General features: G+C 68.3%; 9 protein-coding genes. 3 read left to right on the forward strand and 6 right to left on the reverse strand.

The window, feature by feature from the left end; genetic code table 11:
- The first annotated feature begins 134 nt into the window (after nt 1–134).
- On the forward strand, nt 135–1,112 hold the full coding sequence (locus NFL01S_RS23350) for a glycosyltransferase family 9 protein (RefSeq protein ID WP_062978420.1): 978 nt from the start codon (nt 135–137) through the stop codon (nt 1,110–1,112).
- Nucleotides 1,113–1,139: 27 nt separating this feature from the next.
- Here NFL01S_RS23350 and NFL01S_RS23355 read toward each other — a convergent pair whose 3' ends face one another.
- Nucleotides 1,140–1,457, reverse strand: a complete 318-nt coding sequence (locus NFL01S_RS23355) for an ArsR/SmtB family transcription factor (protein ID WP_062978421.1) — start codon at nt 1,455–1,457, stop codon at nt 1,140–1,142.
- Nucleotides 1,458–1,644: 187 nt separating this feature from the next.
- On the opposite strand from NFL01S_RS23355, the gene NFL01S_RS23360 reads away from it, so the two are divergent.
- The gene (locus tag NFL01S_RS23360) at nt 1,645–2,358 is read left to right on the forward strand and encodes a M23 family metallopeptidase (protein ID WP_062978422.1); all 714 of its coding nucleotides are present in this window, start codon (nt 1,645–1,647) and stop codon (nt 2,356–2,358) included.
- A gap of 235 nt (nt 2,359–2,593) precedes the next feature.
- Here the strand turns inward: NFL01S_RS23360 and NFL01S_RS23365 are convergent, their stop codons facing one another.
- A complete protein-coding gene (locus NFL01S_RS23365) occupies nt 2,594–2,917 on the reverse strand; it encodes a hypothetical protein (RefSeq protein WP_062978423.1) in 324 nt (107 codons plus the stop codon).
- A gap of 423 nt (nt 2,918–3,340) precedes the next feature.
- On the opposite strand from NFL01S_RS23365, the gene NFL01S_RS23370 reads away from it, so the two are divergent.
- The gene (locus NFL01S_RS23370; protein WP_033241797.1) at nt 3,341–3,676 is read left to right on the forward strand and encodes an RNA polymerase-binding protein RbpA; all 336 of its coding nucleotides are present in this window, start codon (nt 3,341–3,343) and stop codon (nt 3,674–3,676) included.
- Between the two features lie 125 nt (nt 3,677–3,801).
- Here NFL01S_RS23370 and NFL01S_RS23375 read toward each other — a convergent pair whose 3' ends face one another.
- The 4 genes from NFL01S_RS23375 to lnt form a co-directional block, all read right to left on the reverse strand.
- Nucleotides 3,802–4,710 carry an ABC transporter permease gene (locus NFL01S_RS23375; RefSeq protein WP_307615762.1) on the reverse strand — a complete coding sequence of 303 codons (909 nt, stop codon included), beginning with the start codon at nt 4,708–4,710 and terminating at the stop codon, nt 3,802–3,804.
- Entirely contained in the window at nt 4,707–5,696 is a 990-nt protein-coding gene (locus NFL01S_RS23380) for an ATP-binding cassette domain-containing protein (protein ID WP_062978424.1), read from the reverse strand. The genes NFL01S_RS23375 and NFL01S_RS23380 overlap by 4 nt, the downstream gene beginning before the upstream one ends.
- Before the next feature lie 55 nt (nt 5,697–5,751).
- Nucleotides 5,752–19,251, reverse strand: coding sequence for a non-ribosomal peptide synthetase (locus NFL01S_RS23385; protein WP_084493174.1), 13,500 nt, complete (start codon nt 19,249–19,251; stop codon nt 5,752–5,754).
- A 375-nt stretch (nt 19,252–19,626) separates the two neighbouring features.
- Nucleotides 19,627–21,204, reverse strand: coding sequence for an apolipoprotein N-acyltransferase (gene lnt / locus NFL01S_RS23390; RefSeq protein WP_062978536.1), 1,578 nt, complete (start codon nt 21,202–21,204; stop codon nt 19,627–19,629).
- Nucleotides 21,205–21,421 lie beyond the last annotated feature (217 nt).

The following is a 21,421-nucleotide window of genomic DNA, read 5'->3' on the forward strand; positions in this document are numbered from 1 at the left end:
CCAGGCCGCGATCGGCCAACGTTTGCCCACCGGCACCACGGGTAGTCAACCAAGGGAATGCTCTCGTCGTGGTCCAGCCCTCGGGATGGTGCGGGGAGGGGGCGGAATGGGCAACAGGTGGCTAGGAGAGTCGGGTGTCGGTAGTTCTCGTGCTTCAGGCACGCGGTCTCGGTGAGCTGCTCACCGCTGTTCCGGCGTTGCGTGCCCTGCGGCGGGCCCGGCGAAACGATCACCTCGTTCTCGCCACCCCCCATCGTCTGCGCCCGATGGTCGAACTGATCGCACTCGTGGACGAGATGGTGCCGATCGCCGACCCGCAGGGGTTGCGCTGGGACGGACCGGCACCCAAGCTCGCCATCAATCTGCACGGCGCCGAGGCCACGCCGATCGTGGAACTCGCCAAGACCGGCGCCGAACGTATCCTCACCTACCGCAATCCGGCATTCCCGGAAATTCCCGGCCCGGACTGGCACGACGATCGGCATCCGATCGACCGCTGGTGCCATCTGCTGGAATTCGACGGGATCGGCGCCGACCGGCGCAATCTCGGGCTGGTACCGCCCGTGGCCACCACCAGCCACCGCGACAGTGTGGTCGTGCACGTCGGCGCGGGCGCCACCGCGCGGCAGTGGCCGGCCGATCGCTTCGCCGCGGTGATCCGGCACCTGCTGGTTCTCGGCCACGAAGTGGTCCTCACCGGCGACGAGGGCGACCGTGAACGCGCCCACGGGATCGCTGCCCGGGCGGGGCTGGCCGGACAGCGGGTACTGGCGGGTAACCAGAATCTGATCGAATTGTCGGCCACGGTGGCCGAAGCCTCGGTGCTGCTGTGCGGCGATACCGGTGTCGCCCACCTCGCGACCGCGTTCGGGACCCGCACGGTGCAACTGTTCGGGCCCACCCCCCCGGCGCAGAGCGGGCCGCCCGGACACCTGCTCAACCGGCACGAAGTGCTGTGGGCGGGTCGTACCGGTGACCGGGAAGGCACCACACCCGATCCCGGTCTCCTGCAGATCGGCGCCGCCGAGGTGATCGCGGCACTGGATCGGCAGCTGAGCAAGCGCCGCTCCGAGGCCGGGGTGACGAGCGCCGCGTACCGCCGGGTGGGCTGACCACGTCCGGGGGCCCAGCCCCCGGTCTCATACGCGTCCGCGTGCCTCGTTCACTGCGGCAGCATAGGCAGCGAGGGCACTCGGCCAGAACTGCTCGAGGTAGTCACGGGCGTCCCCGAGGCCGCGTGGGTCCAGGGAGTAGAGCCGGCGGTTGCCGATCGGGCGCACCATCACCAGGCGCGCTTCGCGCAGTACGCGCAGATGCTGCGATACGGCCGAGCTGCTGATCCCGACCTGTTTCGCCAGCTCGCCCACCGAGCGCGGGCCCGAAGGCAACGCTTCGAATATCGCCCGCCGGGTGGGATCGGCGAGGGCGATCAGCGGCGCAACTCTGTTAGCGACCACTCATACAGTGTCTCCATCGGGCAACCCCTCGGTCAAACCCCCGCCGAATGTCTCATTTGTGCAGCTCGACGCGGGAAATTCCGGGTTTCGTTACCGTACGGTTATAAGCGACCTGGGCTTATGCACCCGTGGTGACGGTAACCACATGCTTGCTGACTCGGCCTGCAAGTCCCCTAGCTTGTAACTCATGCCCGTGACCCTTCCGTTACCTCTCCGCAAGCTCACGGTGCCGTCGATCGGCCGTCGCCGCGTAACGACGCAGGTTGTCGCCACCACGACTGCGCTGTGTGCCGGTTTCGGTCTCCTCGCCGCAGGGGCCGATTCCGATAACGAAACGATCAAGAACGTGGCGGCCACCGCGCCCGCCCCGGCCGTCACCGACGCGGCCACCGCCGAACAGCAGGCCCACTCCCACGATCCCGCGGCGTGGGACCCGAACAAGCCCGCTGCGGACAATCAGCCCATCGCGTTCCCCTTCCCGCCTCCGCCGCCGCCCCGGCCCACCACCGTGCGTCCGGTCGATGCGGTCGTGAGTTCCGGTTTCGGCCCGCGCTGGGGCGCCAACCACTTCGGTATCGACTTCGCCGGACAGCAGGGCGTGCCGATCCGTTCGGTCACCGACGGCGTGGTGATCGAGGCCGGCCCGGCCACCGGTTTCGGCCTGTGGGTGCGCGTCCAGCAGGACGACGGAACCGTCGGCGTGTACGGCCATATGCAGGACATCCTGGTCCATGTCGGCCAGCCGGTGCAGGCAGGCGATGTGATCGCCACCGTCGGCAGCCGTGGCCAGTCCACCGGACCGCATCTGCACTTCGAGGTGCATCAGCCGGGTGTCGGCAAGGTCGACCCGATGCCGTGGTTCGCCGGGCGCGGCATGGACGTCATGAACTTCCCGGGCTGACCCTACTTCCCGGCGGACCGGAAAACACCGGCCGCCCCACAACCTCCGATCTTCGTCGGGTGATCGGATGCCTGCACCGGCCATTGCTGCTCTGTACCGCAGCGATGGCCGGTCTGGTGTCTTTGGGCCCCCGGTGGCCATCGTTGTCGATGATGAGCAGCCGGTGAGGTCCGGGCCACCCGCGCCTTTCGCGGCGAATCCACCGCCCGCCGTAACCGTTTCGATACGGCTGGAGTCAGCGCAACCGTTCGGCGTCGCGGGCGAGTTCCACCAGCACCGCACTGAGACGCGCGAGTTCGTCGTTACCGGCGCCCTCGTCGATGGCGGTCGCCACATCCTCGGCCGCACAGCGCGCCGCGAACCAGCGGTCCGCGAGGGCGGTGGCCTCGGCGGCACTGAGCACTACCGAATCGGCGGGGATACCAGTGCCCTTCACATTGTTGCGGTGCTCATACGCGCGCTGACGGCAGGACTGCCGGCAATACCGGCGCCGCCGCCCCGCTTCCGTATCAACGATTTCCCGACCACACCACAGACAGGACTGCAACCGGCGCGACATGACCCGACACCCTAATAGGCCTTCGCGCAGCGGTACACACCGCACACCGCGCAGAGTTCCCGGGCCGACGCCGTACAATTACAAGGCTCTCCCGAACTGGGAACGGATCGACCCTCGCGAACGTTGACAAGAAACAGGGCGCAAGGCCGCAACCGGCACGAACCGCGGTTCGTGCGCAGGTATCGGCCGGCAGACGTGACCCGAACGGTCGGCGGAAGGCAACGGCCGGCGACATGCGAACCCACGAAGTTCGTAACAGCACAACCACAGGGGTCAACCCACCGGTTCGCCCCGGGCGGGTTCCGGTGCACCGCAGCGGATCGCCGAAAGGTGTTTCCGATCCGGTGATCCGGAACCGAATGTCCGGGAACCCGCGGACCTGCGCGCGGTAACGCGCCGACAACACAGAGAGGACCTGTACAGATGGCAGATCGCGTACTCCGGGGCAGCCGGCTCGGAGCGGTGAGCTACGAAACCGACCGCGACCATGATCTGGCTCCCCGCCGGATCGCCCGGTACCGGACCGACAATGGTGAAGAATTCGATGTCCCGTTCGCCGACGAGGCCGAGATCCCACCGACCTGGCTGTGCAAGAACGGCCAGGAAGGTGTGCTGCTCGAAGGCACCTCGCAGGAGGCCAAGAAGGTGAAGCCGCCGCGCACGCATTGGGACATGCTGCTGGAACGGCGCAGTAAGGAAGAACTCGAGGAGCTGCTGAAGGAGCGCCTGGAGCTGCTCAAGACCCGCCGCCGGGGCTGAGTCACAGCTCTTCGGGAGTCTCGGTTCGGGCTCGGAACCCGGACACCGGCTGATGAGGCCGTACCCACCGGATCATCCGGTGGGTACGGCCTTTATCGTTTTCGGCGGCGAAAGCCGGCGTGGCTTCAGCGGCTGGCCACCCGGCGGTAGCGCAGCAGTGCCAGCGGCATCGCGATGAGCAGGATCACCACCGAGCAGATCACGGCGTATTCGACACAGTGTTCGGCCGGCCATCCGGTCGGCGCCTCGAAGGTCGGCGGCGCACTGTTCTCGAACAACTTCCGGCCGCTGGCCGCGACCGCGGTGATCGGATTCCATTCGGCGATGGTGCGCAACGGCCCGGGCAGAGTCGCCGCGGAGATGAACGCCGAGGAGATGAACGACAGCGGGAACAGCCAGATCAGCCCGGCGCTCTGCGCGACCTCGACATTCGGTGCGAGCAGGCCGGTGAGTGCGCCCACCCACGACATGGCGAAGGCGAACAACAGGATCACACCGTAGGCCAGTACGGCATCGGCCACGCTGCCCTCGATACTCCAGCCGACGATATATCCGCAGACGGTCATCACCAGCAGGCTCAGCATGCTCACCACGAGATCCGACAGGGTCCGGCCCATCAGCACCGCCAGCCGGGACATGGGCAGCGCACGCATCCGGTCGATGATGCCCTTCTCGAGGTCACCGGCCAGACCCACGGTGGTGAACGCGGCACTGAACGCGACCGTCTGCGCCATGATCCCGGCGATCAGGAATTCCCGGTACTCACCGCCGCCGAGGGAAGCGCCGAATACGTAGGCGAACAGGAAGACGAACATCAGCGGCTGCACGGTGGCGGTGACCAGCAGTGTGGGCACCCGCATGATGGTGAGCAGGTTGCGGTGGGCGACGATCGCGCTGTCGCGAATGATCCGCAGCCGGGGCTCGGCCGATTTCGGGATCCGGTGCGAGGCGGGCGCGTGTTCGGTATCCGCGGTGTCCTCCTCGGTCCGGTCAGTGGTTTCGGTGTTCTCGACCGCCACTTCTGCGGTACTCACGACATGATCTCCTCGGGTACATCGCTGGTTTCCGGCTCGGCGTCCGGGGTCGCCGAGGTGCCGGTGAGGGACAGGAAAACGTCGTCGAGGCTGGGCCGGTGCACGCGGGCATCGACGGCCGCCACATCTGCGTTGTCGAGGCGGCGCAGCGCTTCGACCATGGTGCGGGAACCGTCGGCGACCACCACCGACACCTCGTCGGCACTCGCTTCGTGCGCAGGTTCGCCGAGACCGACATCGGCGAGTACCCGCAGCGCGGGCGCGGGATCCTGCCCGGGCGCCAGGGTGACGGTGAGACGGTCCCCGCCGATCGAGGATTTGAGTTCGTCCGACGATCCGCGCGCGATGACACGGCCCTTGTCGATCACCGTGATCTGATCGGCCAGCCGGTCGGCCTCCTCCAGATACTGGGTGGTCAGCAGGACGGTGGTGCCGTCGCGCACGAGATCACCGATCACCCGCCACATATCGGTGCGGGCGCGCGGGTCCAGGCCGGTGGTCGGTTCGTCGAGAACCACCACCGGCGGTCGGGCGATCAGTGCGCCGGCCAGGTCGAGCCGGCGGGTCATACCGCCGGAATAGGTTCCGGCGCGGCGGTCGGCGGCATCCTCGAGCCCGAACTGCACCAGCAGTTCCCGGGCCCGCTCGGTGGCGTTGTCGCGGCTCATACCGTAGAGCCGCGCGACCATGCGCAGGTTCTCGTAGCCGGTGAGGTTGGCATCGACTGCCGCGTACTGGCCGGACAACCCGATCAGTCGCCGGGCGGCCGCCGGATCGTGCAGTACATCGACCCCCGCGACCCGCACCGTTCCGGCGTTGGGCCGCAACAGCGTGGTCACGATGCGGACGGTGGTGGTTTTGCCGGCACCGTTGGGTCCGAGTAGACCCATGACAGTGCCGGCGGGTATTTCGAGATCGACATCGTCCAAAACGCGGACCCGGCCGTAATTCTTCACCAGGCCGGTGATCTGTACCGCGGGCTTCACTGAGCGTTCTCCTTCGTTTCGGTACCGGGCTGGGGGCGAACTCCTGCGCGCACGGTTACGTGCGCAGGCGCGCGCGGAGGTGTTCACGCAGTACGGGTCCGATCACCGCGAGGGATTGCGCCGTGGTCATCTCCGCGTGTGTGCATTCGATCTCGTGGGCCGTCACCGTGCCGGTGACGAATTCTGTCCACGCGCCGGGGTGGCGATCTGCTGTGGCACGGTTCACCGGGTCGGCGGCAGCAGCGAAGAACAGCAGGTCGCCGTCGAAGATCCCGGGCCGGAACCCGTTGGCCTGCACTGTGCCGTCGGCATAGCCGGCGTAGAGCCGTTCCAGATGGTCGAGGGTGAGTGCGGCGAACGGTCCCGGCCGTGAGCGCAGCATTTCGGCGGCCTCGGCCAGGGTCGGCTCCGCACCGTCGACGACGAGGTCACCACCGAATTCGCCGATGATCTCCGTGATGGTCGGCATCGCATGTTCGGCCAGATCGTCGGAGAGACGGTAGCTGTCCAGCATGGTCAGCGATTCGACTTCCTCGCCCTCCTCTTGTAACCGCACGGCGATCTCATGCGCAATGAGACCGCCCAGCGACCAGCCGAGCAACTGATACGGCCCGTGCGGCTGCACCGACCGGATATGGGTCAGATAGTGCTCGGCGACCTCGGCGATCGACGAGAACCCGGGCTCGCCCGCCGCCTGCGGTGCCTGCAGTCCGTACACCGGCTGATCGGCGGGCAGTTCGGCGAGCAGGCCGGCATAACACCAGGACAGCCCGATGGCGGGGTGGATGCAGAACAACGGAGCGCGGTCCGATCCGGACTCGGGCCGCAGCGGCAGCAGCGGTGCGAGCGCGAGATCCATCGCATCGCTTGCGGTGCCGTCGCCGAGCCGGGCGGCCAGGGCGGCCGGGGTGGATTCACCGAACAGCAGCTGCATCGGCAGGTCGAATCCGGCGTCCCGGGCCTGCGCGACCACCTTGGTGGCGAGCAGGGAGTTGCCGCCCAATTCGAAGAACCCGTCCGCGGTGCCGACCCGCTCGACTTCGAGGACATCGGCGAAGATATCGCACAAGGCGGCTTCGATGGGGTTGGCAGGCGCCCGGTAGCCCTCGACTGCGGAGAACACCGGTTCGGGCAGGGCCGCGCGGTCGAGTTTGCCCACGGGGGTCAGCGGCAACCGGTCGATCAGCATGATCGACTGCGGGACCATGTAGTTGGGTACGAATTCGGACAGGTGTGCGGTCAGGTCGGCCGCGGTGGTGTGCGATGCGGCCTTCACATACGACACCAGCGCGGTGGCGCCCGCCGGCGTGCGATGCCCGGCGGTATGCGAGAACTCCACCGCCGGATGCCGGCTCAAGGCGGCGTCGATTTCGCCGAGTTCGATCCGGAATCCGCGGATCTTCACCTGGTGGTCGGTACGGCCGACGTATTCGATATCGCCGGGGCCGCCGTCGGCGCCGGTCCGGATCCGGACGAGATCGCCCGTGCGGTACATCCGTTCGCCCGGCTTCCCGAAGGGGTTGGCGACGAACCGCTGCGCGGTGAGACCCGGGCGGTCGTGGTAGCCGCGGGCCAGCGCGCCGCCCGCGAGGTACAGCTCACCGGTGACGCCGAGCGGAGCCGGCCGCAGCCGGGAATCCAGCACCATCGCGGCGACCCCGCGGATCGGTTCCCCGATCGGGATCGGGCCCGCCGGTACCAGCGGCGGCGAGATCACCGTGACGATGGTGGTCTCGGTGGGACCGTACACATTGTGCAGGTTACGACCCGGTGCCCAGCGGGCCACGACCTCGGCGGGCAGTGCCTCACCGCCCACCAGTACATGCTGGAAATCGGTGATACCGGTCGGATCCACCGTGGCCAGAGCGGCCGTGGTGATGAACGCGTGAGTGATGCGTTCGGCGATCAGAACCCGTGCCAGTTCCGTTCCACCGACCACACCGGGCGGGGTCAGCACCAGGGTGGCCCCGCCGCCGAGCGCGAACAGCAGATCCAGCATGGCGGCGTCGAAACTCGGCGTCGCGAAATGCAGGATGCGGCTGTCGGGCCGGACGTCGAAGCGCTGTGCGGTTTCTGCCGCGAAGTTGGACAGACCGCGATGGGTGACGACCACACCCTTCGGCGTACCGGTGGATCCGGAGGTGTAGATGACGTAGGCCGGGTTGTCCATCCGCAGCGGGCCGTTACGCTCCGCTTCGGCGAGCGGTGCGCTGGATGCGTCCAGCACTTCTTCCCGGAAATCGGGATCGTCGAGGGCCAGCCATTGGACTTCACCCACCAATTGCGGCCGGTACTCGGCGAGCGTGAGCCCGAGTGCGGCACCGGAATCGGTGAGCATATGGCTGATCCGGGCAGCCGGGTACCCGGGGTCGACCGGGACGAAGGCCGCACCCGTCTTGGTCACCGCCAGCACTGTCGCCACGGATTCCACGGTGCGGGGAATACCCAGCGCCACAAGTGTTTCCGGGCCGACACCATAACCGATGAGGACCCGCGCGAGCCGGTTGCTCCAGCGATCGAGCGCGTCGTAGGTGACCTCCACACCCGCAGCAGCCAGCGCGACCGCGCTCCTGTCGACCGACGCCGCCGCCGCGAAAACCTCCGGCAGCGTGACCGGCTGATCGGCATCTGCCCGGCGCAGCGGGGCCAGCGCCGACCATTCCGCCGGTTCCAGCAACTCCAGCTCGCCGATGACCACGGCCGGATCGGCTGCGATCGCGGCGAGCAGCCGGACCAGCCGGCGGCCGAGCCGGGCGGCGGTCGGCTCGTCGAACAGGTCGGCGCTGTAGTTCACCGCGACGGATATACCGTCCGGCGATCGATCCGCGCCCCGGCATTCGGTGAGCGTGAACTGGAGATCGAATTTCGCGATACCGGCGTCGATATCCATCGCCTCGATACTCAGCCCCGGCAGTTCCAGGGCCCGCACCGGTTCGTCGCGAACCGACAGCATCACCTGGAACAGGGGGTGATGCGATTGCGACCGCACCGGGTTCAGCACCTCGACGAGCCGTTCGAACGGCAGTTCGGCGTGCGCGAAGGCGTCGAGATCGGCCTCTCGCACCGTCTCGAGCAGTTCGGTGAACTGCCGGCCGGAATCGACCGGTGTCCGCAGAACCAGGGTGTTGACGAACATACCGATCATCCGGTCGAGCTCGGGGTGGCCGCGGCCCGCGACCGGGGAACCGACAGCGATATCACCGGATCCGGTGAGGCGGTGCAGCAGTACCGCCAGCGCGGCGTGCAGCACCATGAACACGCTCACGTTGTGGCGGGCCGCGAGATCGCGCAGATCCCGGTGGGCGCGGGCGTCGAGCCGTTCCTCCACGGTGCCGCCACGATAGGACGGAACCGGCGGCCGGGGCCGGTCGGCGGGGACGGCGAGAAGTTCGGGCAGTCCGTCCAGTGCGTCGCGCCAGTAGCCGAGCTGCCCGCTGATCACCGAGTTCGGATCGTCCTCGTCGCCGAGCAGTTCCCGCTGCCACAGCGTGTAGTCGATGTACTGCAGCCGTTCGGTGTCGGGGCGAGGCTCGGCACCGAGCCGTACCGTCCGGTACGCCTCTGCCACATCGGCAGCGAGCGGTTCCAGCGACCAGCCGTCCATCGCGATGTGATGCACCACGAGAACGAGGATGTGGTCGTCCGGGGCTACGACGAACAGCCCTGCCCGCACAGGGATCTGGGTGGACAGATCGAAGCCGGGTGCGATGAACCGCTCGATATCGGGACGCGGGTCGCCTTCGGTCGCCGGAGTCTGCAGCTCGACCGCGGCGCCGGGGAGATCGCGGACCAGCTGGGCGGGTTCCCCGTCGATCTCCGGGAACACCGTGCGCAGGGTTTCGTGCTGCTGCTGCACCGTGTGCAGGGCGGTTGCCAGGGCTACCCGGTCGAGCGGACCGCGCAATCGCAGCACCACCGGAACGTTGTAGGCGCCGGGGGCCGCCGCCGGATCGGCCCCACCGAACCGGTTCAGGAACCACAGCCGCTGCTGGGCCGGGGACAGCGGAATCCGTGCGGGGCGTTCGCGGCGTTCCAGCGCGGGTCCGCTCCCGCCGGCGTTCTCGCCGTCCAGCCGGGCAGCCAGTTCGGCGACGGTCGGTGCGGTGAATACCGAACGCACCGCCAGCCGTACCCCGGTGGCCGCTTCCAGGCGCCCGACCAGCTGGGTCGCCAGCAGCGAGTTACCGCCGATCTCGAAGAAATTATCGCCGGTATCGGTGACCGGGGCATCCACCAGATCGCCCATCACCGCCGCTACCAGGCGTTCGGTGGCGGTCTGCGGGGACCGGCCGGTGGATCCGGTGGGCAGTGCCTGCGGTTCCGGCAGTGCCGCGATATCCAGTTTGCCGACCGGGGTCAGCGGGATCTCGTCCAGCAGTGTGAACGCGGTGGGCACCATATGCCGGGGCAGCCGCTGCGCCAGGTATTCGCGCAGTTCCTCGGGTTCGGGACGGCGGGCGGCATCGGCCGGATGAACATAGGCCACCAGCCGATCCACGCCGGCGACCCGGCGCACTTCGGTATGGGCGAAATGCACCGCCGGGTGGGCGGTGAGCGCACCGGTGATCTCACCGAGTTCGATCCGGAAACCGCGCATCTTCACCTGGCTGTCGCTGCGGCCCAGATAACGCAGGTCGCCGTCGAGCGTCCAGCGCACCACGTCACCGGTGCGGTACATCCGGGCGCCGGCGGGACCGTACGGGTCGGCGACGAAACGTCCGGCGGTCAGGCCGAACCGTTCGTGATAGCCCTGGGCCAGCCCGGGGCCACCGAGATACAGCTCGCCGGGGACACCGGTGGGTACCGGTCGCAGGCGTTCGTCGAGGACCACCGCGCGCACCCCCCGGATCAGCGAGGCCAGACCGGCCGGGCGGTCCGGTACCACCGGGGTCACCGAGACCACGACGGTGGTTTCGGTGGGCCCGTAGGCATTGAACATCCGCCGGCCCGGCGCCCAGCGTGCCACCAGTTCCGGGCCGACATGTTCACCGCCGACCATCAGGCCGCGCAGCCGCGGCAACGGCCACCTGTCCGGATCGATGGTGGCGAGGGCCGCCGGGGTGATGAAGGTGTGGGTCACCTCGGTGCGGGTCATGAGTTCGGCCAGCTCGTCACCGCCGTACACCTCGGGCGGGACGATCACCATGGCGGCACCGGGGCCGATGGCGAGCAACAGGTCCAGGACCGCGGCATCGAAGCTCGGCGACGAGAAATGCAGTGTCCGGGCGCCGGGGGTGATGGCCAGCCGGTCGCGGAATTCGTCGGCGAGATCGGCCAGCGAACCGTGGGTGGCGGTGACGCCCTTGGGTTTGCCCGTGGATCCGGAGGTGTAGATCAGGTAGGCCGGATCGGTGACCCGCACCGGGCGGACCCGGTCGACGTCGGTGACCGGATCGGCCGGGACACCGGTTTCCCGCCGGCCGGCCGGGGTATCGAGCAGCAGCCAATCGATATGGTCACCACCCGCGGCACGCAGTGTTTCCGCATGCCCCGCGCGGCTGATACCGACGGTGCAACCGGAATCGGCGAGCATATGCGCGACCCGTTCGACCGGATAGTTCGGATCCACCGGAACGAACGCGGCCCCGGACTTGGCGATGGCCAGCATGGCGGTGACGGAATCGGCGGACCGGGTGAGCCCCAGCGCGACCCGGTCACCCGCGCCCAGACCGCGCGCGATCAGGGCCCGCGCCAGCCGGTTGGCCCGGCGGTCCAGTTCGGCGTAGGTGAGGACGGTGTCCTCGGCGTAGAGCGCCGGGCGCGCACTGTGCGCGAGGACTGTCGAGGCGAACAGACCCGCCAGAGTGCGCGGGATTCCGGGAACCGGACCGCGGGCTGGGCTGTAGGTGGCCCGTTCGGAATCGGTACGCGTATCGATATCGCCCACCGCGATATCGGGTCGTGCGGCGACGGCGGCCAGTACGCGCAGGAAGCGATCTGCCATGGTATGTACCGTGGCCGCGTCGAACAGTTCGTCGGCGTAGACGAATTCGAGTTCACCGGCATCGAGATCACCCGCCCGGAGTTCGAGATCGAATTTGGCGCGGGCGATATCGAGCGCAGCCGCGTCCACCGCGAGTCCGGGCAGTTCCAGCGTCGGCACCGGGGTGTCCTGCACGGTCAGCGCAACCTGGAACAGCGGATGCCGTCCGGTGGCGCGCGGATCGTTGCCCAGGGCCGAAACCACCTGTTCGAACGGGATATCGGCGTGGGCCAGCGCGGCGAGTTCGGTATCCCGGTCGGCCCGCAGCAGATCGGTGAAGGAGCGGGCCGGGTCGACGTCGGAACGCAATACGAGCGTGTTGACGAACATGCCGACCAGTTCGTCGAGCCGCCGATCGGTACGCCCGGCTACCGGCGTGCCGATGGCGATATCGCGGCCGCCGGTCACCGAACGCAGCAGCACAGCGAGCGCCGACCGCAGCAGCATGAACGGGCTCACGCCCTGTGCACGCGCCAGTTCCGCGAGTGCCTGCCGCGTCGGCGCCGGGATCGTGTATCGCACGGTCCCCGCGGTCTGCTGTGGTTCGGCCGGACGGGGCCGGGTGTAGGGCAGGGGCAGTTCCTCGGGCAATCCGGCGAGCCGTTCACGCCAGTAACCGAGTTGCCGGGCGGCGAGGCTTTCCGGGTCGGTGGCGGCGCCGAGATGCTCGCGCTGCCAGAGTCCGAAGTCGGCGTACTGCACCTCGAGCGGGCTCCACTCGGGCGCGGAGCCGGCACACCGGGCCTGGTAGGCGACGGCGAGGTCGCGGGTGAGCGGTGCGAGCGACCAGCCGTCCGCGGCGATATGGTGCACCACCACACCGAGCCGGTAGCGGTGCGCACCGGTCCGCAGCAGGATCGCGCGCAGCGGGGTACCGGTGGTGAGGTCGAAACCGGTGGTCGCCGTTTCGTGCAGCGCCGCGGCGGCACCGGCCGGATCGGTATCACGGACTTCCAGGGCGGGCAGCGCCCACGTGACGGGCAGGATCCGTTGCTGGGCACCGTTTCCGTCGTCGGGATAGGCGGTGCGCAGGACCTCGTGCCGTTCGACGATATCGCCGAGCGCCGAACGCAACGCCGCCACATCGAGATCGCCGTCGATATCGAGGACGAAGGCAATGTTGTAGGCACTGGATTCGGGGGCGAAGCGGTTGAGGAACCACAGCCGCTGCTGCGGCAGCGACAACGGGATCCGGCCGGGCCGCGGATCCCGGGCGGCCAGCGGCACCCGGACCGTCACGGGAGTGCGGGTGACGTGGTCGGCCAGCGCCGCCACGGTCGGTGCCTCGAATACCGTCCGCACCGGCAGGTCCACCCCGAAGCGGTCGTACAGACCGCCCACCAGCCGAGTCGCCAGCAGCGAATTGCCGCCGAGATCGAAGAAGCCGTCCTCCACGCCGTTGACCTCCCGGCCCAGCACCTCGCTGAACACCTCGGCCACCCGCCGTTCGATATCTGTGGCCGGCGGCCGGGAGTTCGTGGTCGCGCCGGCGAAGTCCGGTTCCGGCAACGCCTTCCGGTCGAGCTTGCCCGAGGGGGCGGTGGGGAATTCCGGCAGCACGGTGACAGCGTCGGGAACCATATAGCCGGGCAACCGGCCGCGGACCGTGGCCCGCACCCCGGCCGGGTCGACGCCCGCGTCGGCGACGATATAGGCGGCGAGACGTTGCCGGCCCTGCGGATCCGTGTGCACCACGGTCAGCGCGCGACGCACCCCGGGATGGGTGCGCAGGACGTGGTCGACCTCGGACAGTTCGATCCGGAAGCCACGCAGTTTCACCTGATCGTCGGCGCGGCCCAGGAACCGCAGCCGGCCCGACCGGTCGGCTACGACCAGGTCACCGGTGCGGTACATCCGTTCACCGCGACGGCCGTACGGGTTCGCCGGGAACCGTGCGGCAGTGAGCGCATGCCGCCCGTGATATCCGCGGGCCACGCCCGGCCCGGACAGGTACAGCTCGCCGGGCGTCCCCGGCGGTACCGGCCGCAACCGGGAGTCCAGCACGAAAAGCCGCATACCACGCACCGGATGGCCGAGCGGTACCGGCCGGCCGGGCCGCATCGGCCCGGACATGGTGGCGGCGACGGTGGCCTCGGACGGACCGTACATATTGTGCATGCGGTACCGGCCGGCCCAGGTGTCGACCAGTTCGGGGCCACAGGCCTCCCCGCCCACCATGACCGTTTGCAGCCGGTCCAGACCGGCCGGATCGACGGTGGCCAGCGCGGCGGGTGTGATGAACGCATGGGTGATGCGCTCGACCTGCAGGAAGGTGGCGAGTTCGCTACCGCCGTAGATCTGCGGGGGTGCGATCACCACCGTCGCCCCGCAGGCGAAGCCGAGCAGCAGTTCCAGCACCGACGCGTCGAAACTGGGCGAGGAGAAATGCAGTGTGCGCGCCGCCGGGGTGACCCCGAACAGGTAGCACTGCTCCGCGGCGAACGACGCCAGCCCGCCATGGGTGACGACCACGGCCTTCGGGGTGCCGGTGGATCCGGAGGTGTAGATCAGATAGGCCGGGTGGATGGTACGTACCGGCCGGATCCGGTCGGCGTCGGTCACCGGCGCGGAAGAGGCTGCCGCGCACGCAGATTCCAGCGCAGGATCGCCGAGGACCAGCCATCGCCGGACAGCGCCGGGACGCTCCGGCAGCACATCGAACTGTTCCGGGCTCGTCACTCCCAGCAGCGCACCGGAATCGGTGAGCATATGCGCGATCCGGTCGCGCGGATACCCGGGATCCACCGGTACATACGCCGCGCCCGTCTTGGCGACGGCCCAGATCGCGGTGATCGCGTCCAGACCCCGGGGCAGTGCGAGCGCGACCACGGTTTCCGGGCCGGCTCCGTGCGCGATCAGCAACCGGGCCAGGCGGTTCGCCCGCTCGTCCAGTTCCCGGTAGGTCGTATCGCGGCCGCGGAAACGCACCGCGACACCGTCCGGATCGCGGACGGCGGACCGGCCGAGAAGTTCGGCGAGCGAAACCGGAGGCTCCGCCGGACCGCCCGCGAGCGGGACGAGATTGCCGTATTCGCGCCGGTCCAGCACATCGATATCGCCGACCGGGCGCCGGGGTGCGGCCACCGCGGCATCGAGCACCGCGACGAACCGCCGCGCGATCGATTGCACGGTCCGCTCGTCGAACACATCGGTGGCATAGCCGATTTCGGCGTGCAGCTCGCCGCCGGAGTTGTCGTCGTGCACCTCGAGCTGGAGGTCGAATTTCGCGATCCCGGTGTCCAGCGCCATGATCTCGGTCCGCACCCCGGGCAGGTTCAGGTCGATTTCGCCGGCGTTGTCGTAGGACAGCATCACCTGGAACAGTGGATGGCGCGCACCGGAGCGTTCCGGATTCACCACCTCCACGAGCCGCTCGAACGGCACGTCGGCGTTGGCGAAAGCATTGAGATCGGTTTCCCGCACGATATCGAGCATCCGGTCGAAATCACCGGCCGGATCGACCTCGGTACGCAGGACCAGCGTGTTGACGAACATCCCGACCAGCTCGTCCAGCGCGGGATCACTACGGCCCGCGATCGGGGTGCCGATGACGATATCGGTACTGCCGCAGATCCGGGACAGCAGCGTGGCCAGTGCGGCATGTACCACCATGAACATGCTCGCACCGCGGGTGGCCGCCAGTTCCGCGGCCGCACTGCGGGTACCGGCCGGGATGGTGAACGCAACCCGCCCGCCCTCGGTGGACCGGTGCGCGGGCCGTGGCCGGTCGAGCGGGAGGTCGAGCTGATCCGGCAGCCCGGCGAGCTCGGCGCGCCAATGGATGATCTGCCGGCTCAGCGCGCTGGCCGGATCGGATTCCTCACCGAGCAACTCCCGCTGCCACAGCGCGAAATCGGCGTACTGCACGGGCAGCGGGGTCCAGTCGGGCGCCATGCCCGCGGCCCGCGCGGTGACCGCAACGGTGAGATCGCGAACCAGTGGAGCCACCGACCAGCCGTCACCGCAGATATGGTGCAGTACCAGCACGAGCACATGGCAATCGGTGTCGACGGCATACAGCGCGACCCGGAACGGGAACTCCGTACGCAGATCGAACGGCCGCGCCACGAATTCGGCAGCAAGTTCCCGGACTCCGCCGGCGGCAACCTCCACCGGTTCGAGCGTCAGCGGTACCTCCGCCAGCGGATGTACCAGCTGCTGCGGGCCCTCCCCCAGGTCGGGGAAAGTGGTGCGCAGACTTTCGTGCCGCTCGAGCACATCACGCAGACCGGCGCGCAGCACGTCGATATCGAGGTTGCCGTCCAGCTGCACGGCCAGCGGCATGTTGTAGGCGGCGGCATGTTCGGCGAACCGGTTGAGGATCCACAGTCGCTGTTGCGCCGGGGAGAGCGGAATTCGCCCGGGACGCACCACCGGAACGAGCCGGGGGGAGGTGAGATCCGGTTCGTGCACGGTGAACCGCTCGGTGAGCGCGGTGATACTGCCGGCTTCGAACAGGTCGCGGATCGTCAAAGCGGTTCCCAGCGCGGTATTGATCCGTGCCACCGCCCGCGCGGCCACCAGCGAGTTTCCACCCAGTTCGAAGAAACCGTCGTCGATACCGACCTCGGGTACGCCGAGCAGTTCGGCGAAGATCGCGGCCAGTACCTCTTCGACCTCCGTGCGCGGCGCGGTCCGCACCCGGTCGCCGGTGGGTCCGGGCGCCGGTAGTGCGGACCGATCGATCTTGCCATTGCTGTTGAGCGGTAGTTCGGGTAGCGGCGTCACCGTCGCGGGCACCATATACCCCGGAAGTGTCCGTGCCAGCCCGGCCCGCAGCTCCGCGGTATCCAGCTCCGCGTCACCGCGGACGACCACGTAGGCGGCCAGTTGATCACCCGCGGGGGTCGCGTGGGCGATGCAGACCGCGCGCGCGATGCGCTCGTCGTCGAGCAGTGCCGCCTCGATTTCGCCGAGCTCGATTCGCAGACCGCGGATCTTCACCTGGAAATCGGTACGGCCGAGGTATTCCAAGATGCCGCGGCGGGTGTCCCCGAGCTGCCAGCGCGCCAGATCGCCTGTCCGGTACATCCGCTCACCGGTATGGAACGGGTCGGCGACGAATCGTTCGGCGGTCAGCGGGGCCTGCCCCAGATATCCCCGCGCCAGCTGCACACCGGACAGATACAGTTCGCCCACCGCGCCGGGAGCCACCGGGCGCAGTGCACGATCGAGCACGTAGGTCCGGGTGTTCCACACCGGCGAACCGATCGGCACGGTGACCGGATCCGGCGGGCACTCCCAATAGGTCACATCGACCGCGGCCTCGGTGGGGCCGTACAGATTGTGCAACTGCGGCATCGGTAGCGCCGCCCGGAAATCACGAACCGTCGCGGGCGGCAATGCTTCCCCGCTGCAGAAGACACGCCGCAGCGTAACGCAATCTCCCACCTCGGTATCGGTGACGAACACCGACAGCATGGACGGTACGAAGTGTGCCGTGGTGATGTGTTCTTCGCGGATGAGCCGGGCGAGGTAGGCCGGATCCCGGTGACCGTCGGGCCGGGCCACCACCAACCGGGCTCCGGTCTGTAACGGCCAGAAGAACTCCCAGACCGAGACGTCGAAGGTCGCCGGGGTTTTCTGCAGCACCGCATCGGTGTGATCGAGCGGGTATTCGTGCTGCATCCAGCGCAACCGGTTCACGATCGCGCGGTGAGTGATCCCGACGCCCTTCGGAGCACCGGTGGACCCGGAGGTGTAGAGGAGATAGGCGAGGTGATCGCCACGCAGCGGTACGGTCCGGTCGCTGTCGGTGATCGGCGCCGGGTCCCGCTCGGACAGATCCAGCGTATCGACGGTGATCGCCGCGACGGTGCCGGGCAGAGCGAGACCGTCGCGGGCGGCCGCCAGGAGGGCGGCGGGCCGGGCCCTATGGACGATCTGTTCCAGCCGCTGGACCGGGTGTTCGGGATCCAACGGCAGATAGGCGGCGCCGGACTTGATCACGGCGTACATCGCGACCACCAGATCCAGGCTGCGGCGCAGGCATAGTGCCACCACCTGCTCCGGGCCCGCTCCCTGCGCGATCAACAGACGCGCCAGCCGGTTCGCGCGGGCGTCGAGTTCCCGGTAGGTCAGCGTCGCGCCCTCGAATCGCACGGCCTCGGCATCCGGAGTGCGCGCCGCCCGATCGGCGAAAATACCTGCCAGCGTGGCCGGTTCCACCTCGGCGGCGGTGTCGTTCCAGAGGTGCAGGACCTGCCGGTGCTCGGCCTCGGTGGGCGCGGTCAGATCCCGCACGGGGGTGTCACGCTCGCTGGTGAGGAAACGATCCAGGAAATCGAGGTAGCGCCGGCGATGGGCCGCGACTTCGGCCGCACTGTAGAGCTGTGGATTGGCCTCGAAATCGAGGTGGATCCCGTCACCGTCACTGTTGTAGAGGTTGACCGAAAGATCCTCGACCGGCCCCGTGGCCAGCACGTGCACGGCAACGTCGAGGTCGGCGAACCGCAGCGGCCGGGCGAAGAGCATGATGTTGATCATCGGACCGAAGAAGCCGCGGGTTTCGCGGTCGTAACCGCAATCGCGGCGGATATCGTCGTGCCGGTAGCGCTGGTGACGCAGCGCCCCGGTGATCTGGCTGCCCACGGCTCGCACCACATCGTCGACAGTGGTCGCGGGTTCGAACCGGATCCGCAGCGGCACCACATTCGATACGACCCCCGCCGAGCGGCGCAGTGACACCGTGGTGCGCGCCGACACCGGCAAGCTCAGCACGACATCGTCCTGCCCGGTCATCGCGCGCACATAACAGGCCATCGCCGCGGCGAACAACACCGGATTAGAGGTATCCCGCTGTTCGGCGGCGGTGGCGACCAGGGCCTCCGTCTCTGCGCTCAGGAGACCGGTGGCCAGCCGGCGCCCGGCGATCGCCGAGGCCGGTGCATTGGTCACGGTGGACAGGCTGACGACTTCGCCCGCCCCGTCGAGCATGTCCTTCCAGTACGCGCCGTCCGTGGCGCGGCGCGGCGAGTTCCGGTAGTCGATCTCGCCGGCGTACAGCTCGGCCAGCGGCGTCGCCCGTGATACCGACGGTTCGCGGCCCTCCGCGTAGGCGGTGTAGATCTCGGAGGTGCGGATCAGCGCGTTCATCGCGGCGTAGCCGTCGAGCACGATGTGGTGCACGCGGGAGTACCAGATGTAATCGTGTTCCCCCGTACGCAGAACGGCGTTGAAGACCAGGGGATCGTGGTCGATATCGATCGGCGTGCGGGTGTCGTCGTGCATCCAGCGCAGCGCCGCCGCATGTGGGTCGGGCTCCTCACGCAGGTCCAGACGGGCCCAGCCGGGCCGCGATGTGGGGTCGACTACCTGATGGGGCACTCCGTCGACCTGCACGATGCGCTGCAGTACCACCTCGGTTTCCACTCCGAAGCGTTCGATCGCATACAACAGCAGGCCCGGGTCCAGATCACCGTGGAACTCCACATATTCGGCGATGATGAGAGGGATCTCCGGCTGAATCCGCTGGGCGTACCACATCGCGGTCTGTGCCGGTGTGAGCGGAAAGGGTTCGGCCGAAAGTTCTGCCGACGAACCGTTATCGACCCCGGTGGCCGACGATCTCATCAATCACTCCGTTCTACAGCTCGACACTCCCCGAACAGCCCACGGCCGACCGTTACCGGTCGTGGGTGTGATTCACGACTGGTTATTCGGAGCGTCACCTTGAATGGATTGGCAGTCGAAACCGAATGGTTACCTGCAGCCGGAACAGCCTTCGGACGACGATGTCCGAATTCCGGCGCAGTCCTACACTTCCAGGCGGAATTCCGCCTCACTTCTTACCCGGAGGGGCCGGGCGTTGCCTAGATACTACGCACTGCGGGCAGGTCTGTTTACCCTCTGCCGCCAAAAAATAAACCGGCCACTCGCGGTTACTACATCGACGGTCGGCGAAGTTCCGGCAAACGCGGCGCCGGGGCGGCGTACGGCGTCCGGCGATCAGGCGCTGACGGCTGTTTCCAGTCCGTCCACACTCCGCCGATCCGCTCGCCGGCGGATCAGCGCGACCACCACACCCGTCAGCGTCACGAGCACGACGGCCAGTTCCGGCCACGGCCCCAATGCCGTCGCCGGAGTGGTCGAGGTACGTAGGGGAACCTCTGCGACCAGCGCTTCCGGCACGAACAATGCACTTTCCTGCCGGATGCTCCCGTCGGCGGCGATGATCGCGCTGACGCCCGAGGTCGCGGCAACGACCAGCGACCGTCCGTGCTCCACCGCCCGCACCCTGGACATCGCCAGTTGCTGGTAGGTCATTTCACTGTCACCGAAAGTCGCGTTATTCGTCGGCACCGCCAGCAATTGCGCGCCGGACTGCAGCGAATCCCGGAAAGCCCGGTCGAAAGCAACCTCGTAACAGGTTGCTATCCCGATTTCCGTACCTGAAGCCCGAATTGTTCCGTCTCCGTGACCCGGCACGAAGTAACCGGCCCGGTCCGCGTAGTCGGAAAAGAGCCGGAAGAATCCGCGCATCGGCAGGTATTCACCGAAAGGCTGTACTATTTTTTTGTCGTGCCGTTCCCCCGGTCCACCTTCTGCGGTCCAGACCATTACCGAATTCGTTGTGGTCCGGTCGTCGTTCACCAGTACCGCGCCCACCAGAATCGGCGCCGCGATGCGGCGCGCGGCCTCGGAGATCAGCGCAGCCGCGTCGGGATTGCGTAACGGGTCGATATCCGAGGAGTTTTCGGGCCACACGACCACATCCGGGGCCGGAAACCGACCGGCCGCCACCTCGTCGGCGAGCTGTTCGGTCCGCCGGACATGGTTGTCGAGGACCGCCCGGCGCTGGGCGTTGAAATCGAGACCCAGGCGCGGCACGCTGCCCTGGATCGCCGCCACCGTCAGAGTGCTGTCTCCCGCCATCGGCGCAGGCAACGCCGCGCGCAGGCCGAGACCGGCGACGGGGAGCAGCAGGCAGGCCAGCGCGGCGGCGATCGTGGCCGACCGGCGCCCGCGCGCCACCACTTCGGATGGTGTATTCGGCTCATGGTCACCGAGGAGTTCGTGACCGACTGCCCACAGGACTGCCGCGGCACAGGTGCCGGTGAGCGCGACGGCGAAACTCACCAGCGGCGCCCCACCCAGCATCGCCGGCGGCAGAAACCATCCGTCGGCCTGACCGAAGGCCAGGCGGCCCCACGGGAATCCACCGAACGGAAAACTCGACCTACCCCATTCGGCAGCGGTCCAGGCCAGCGCAACCCACACAGGCCAGCCCGGCAGCCGGCCGAGCAGCCGGGCCAGTACCCCGAACAACCCGATATACACCGCGCACGCAGTCGACAGCGCGATCCACGGCACCGGGCCCACATATATACCGGTCCACGGCAGCAGCGGCAGAAAGAATCCGAGACCGGCGAGGAACCCGTAGCCGAATCCGGACCGCAGACCGGTCCCGCTCCGTAGCACCAGCGTCAGCACCGCGATACCCACCGGGGCGAGGAACCACCACGGCCGCGGCGGGAAACTGCCGAACAGCAGCAGCCCCGCCACTACCGCGGCGAGCGAGCGCATCACCGCGGGATAACGGCCCAGCCGCTCGGACCACCGGTTCGCTGTCCTGACACCCTGTTCCACACCTACATCCTGTCGTTCCGCCGATCCTGTGTCGTTCCCGCCCCACCACCGGCCGATCCGCCGGACGGCACCGTCGCTCTCCGGCGCGGCCGAGTACTTCGCCGGAGATCATCCGGGACCTCCTTGCGCCGAATGGAATGTCGACACCGGCGGG

Source organism: Nocardia flavorosea NBRC 108225 (assembly GCF_001613385.1).
Classification (GTDB): Bacteria; Actinomycetota; Actinomycetes; order Mycobacteriales; family Mycobacteriaceae; genus Nocardia; species Nocardia flavorosea.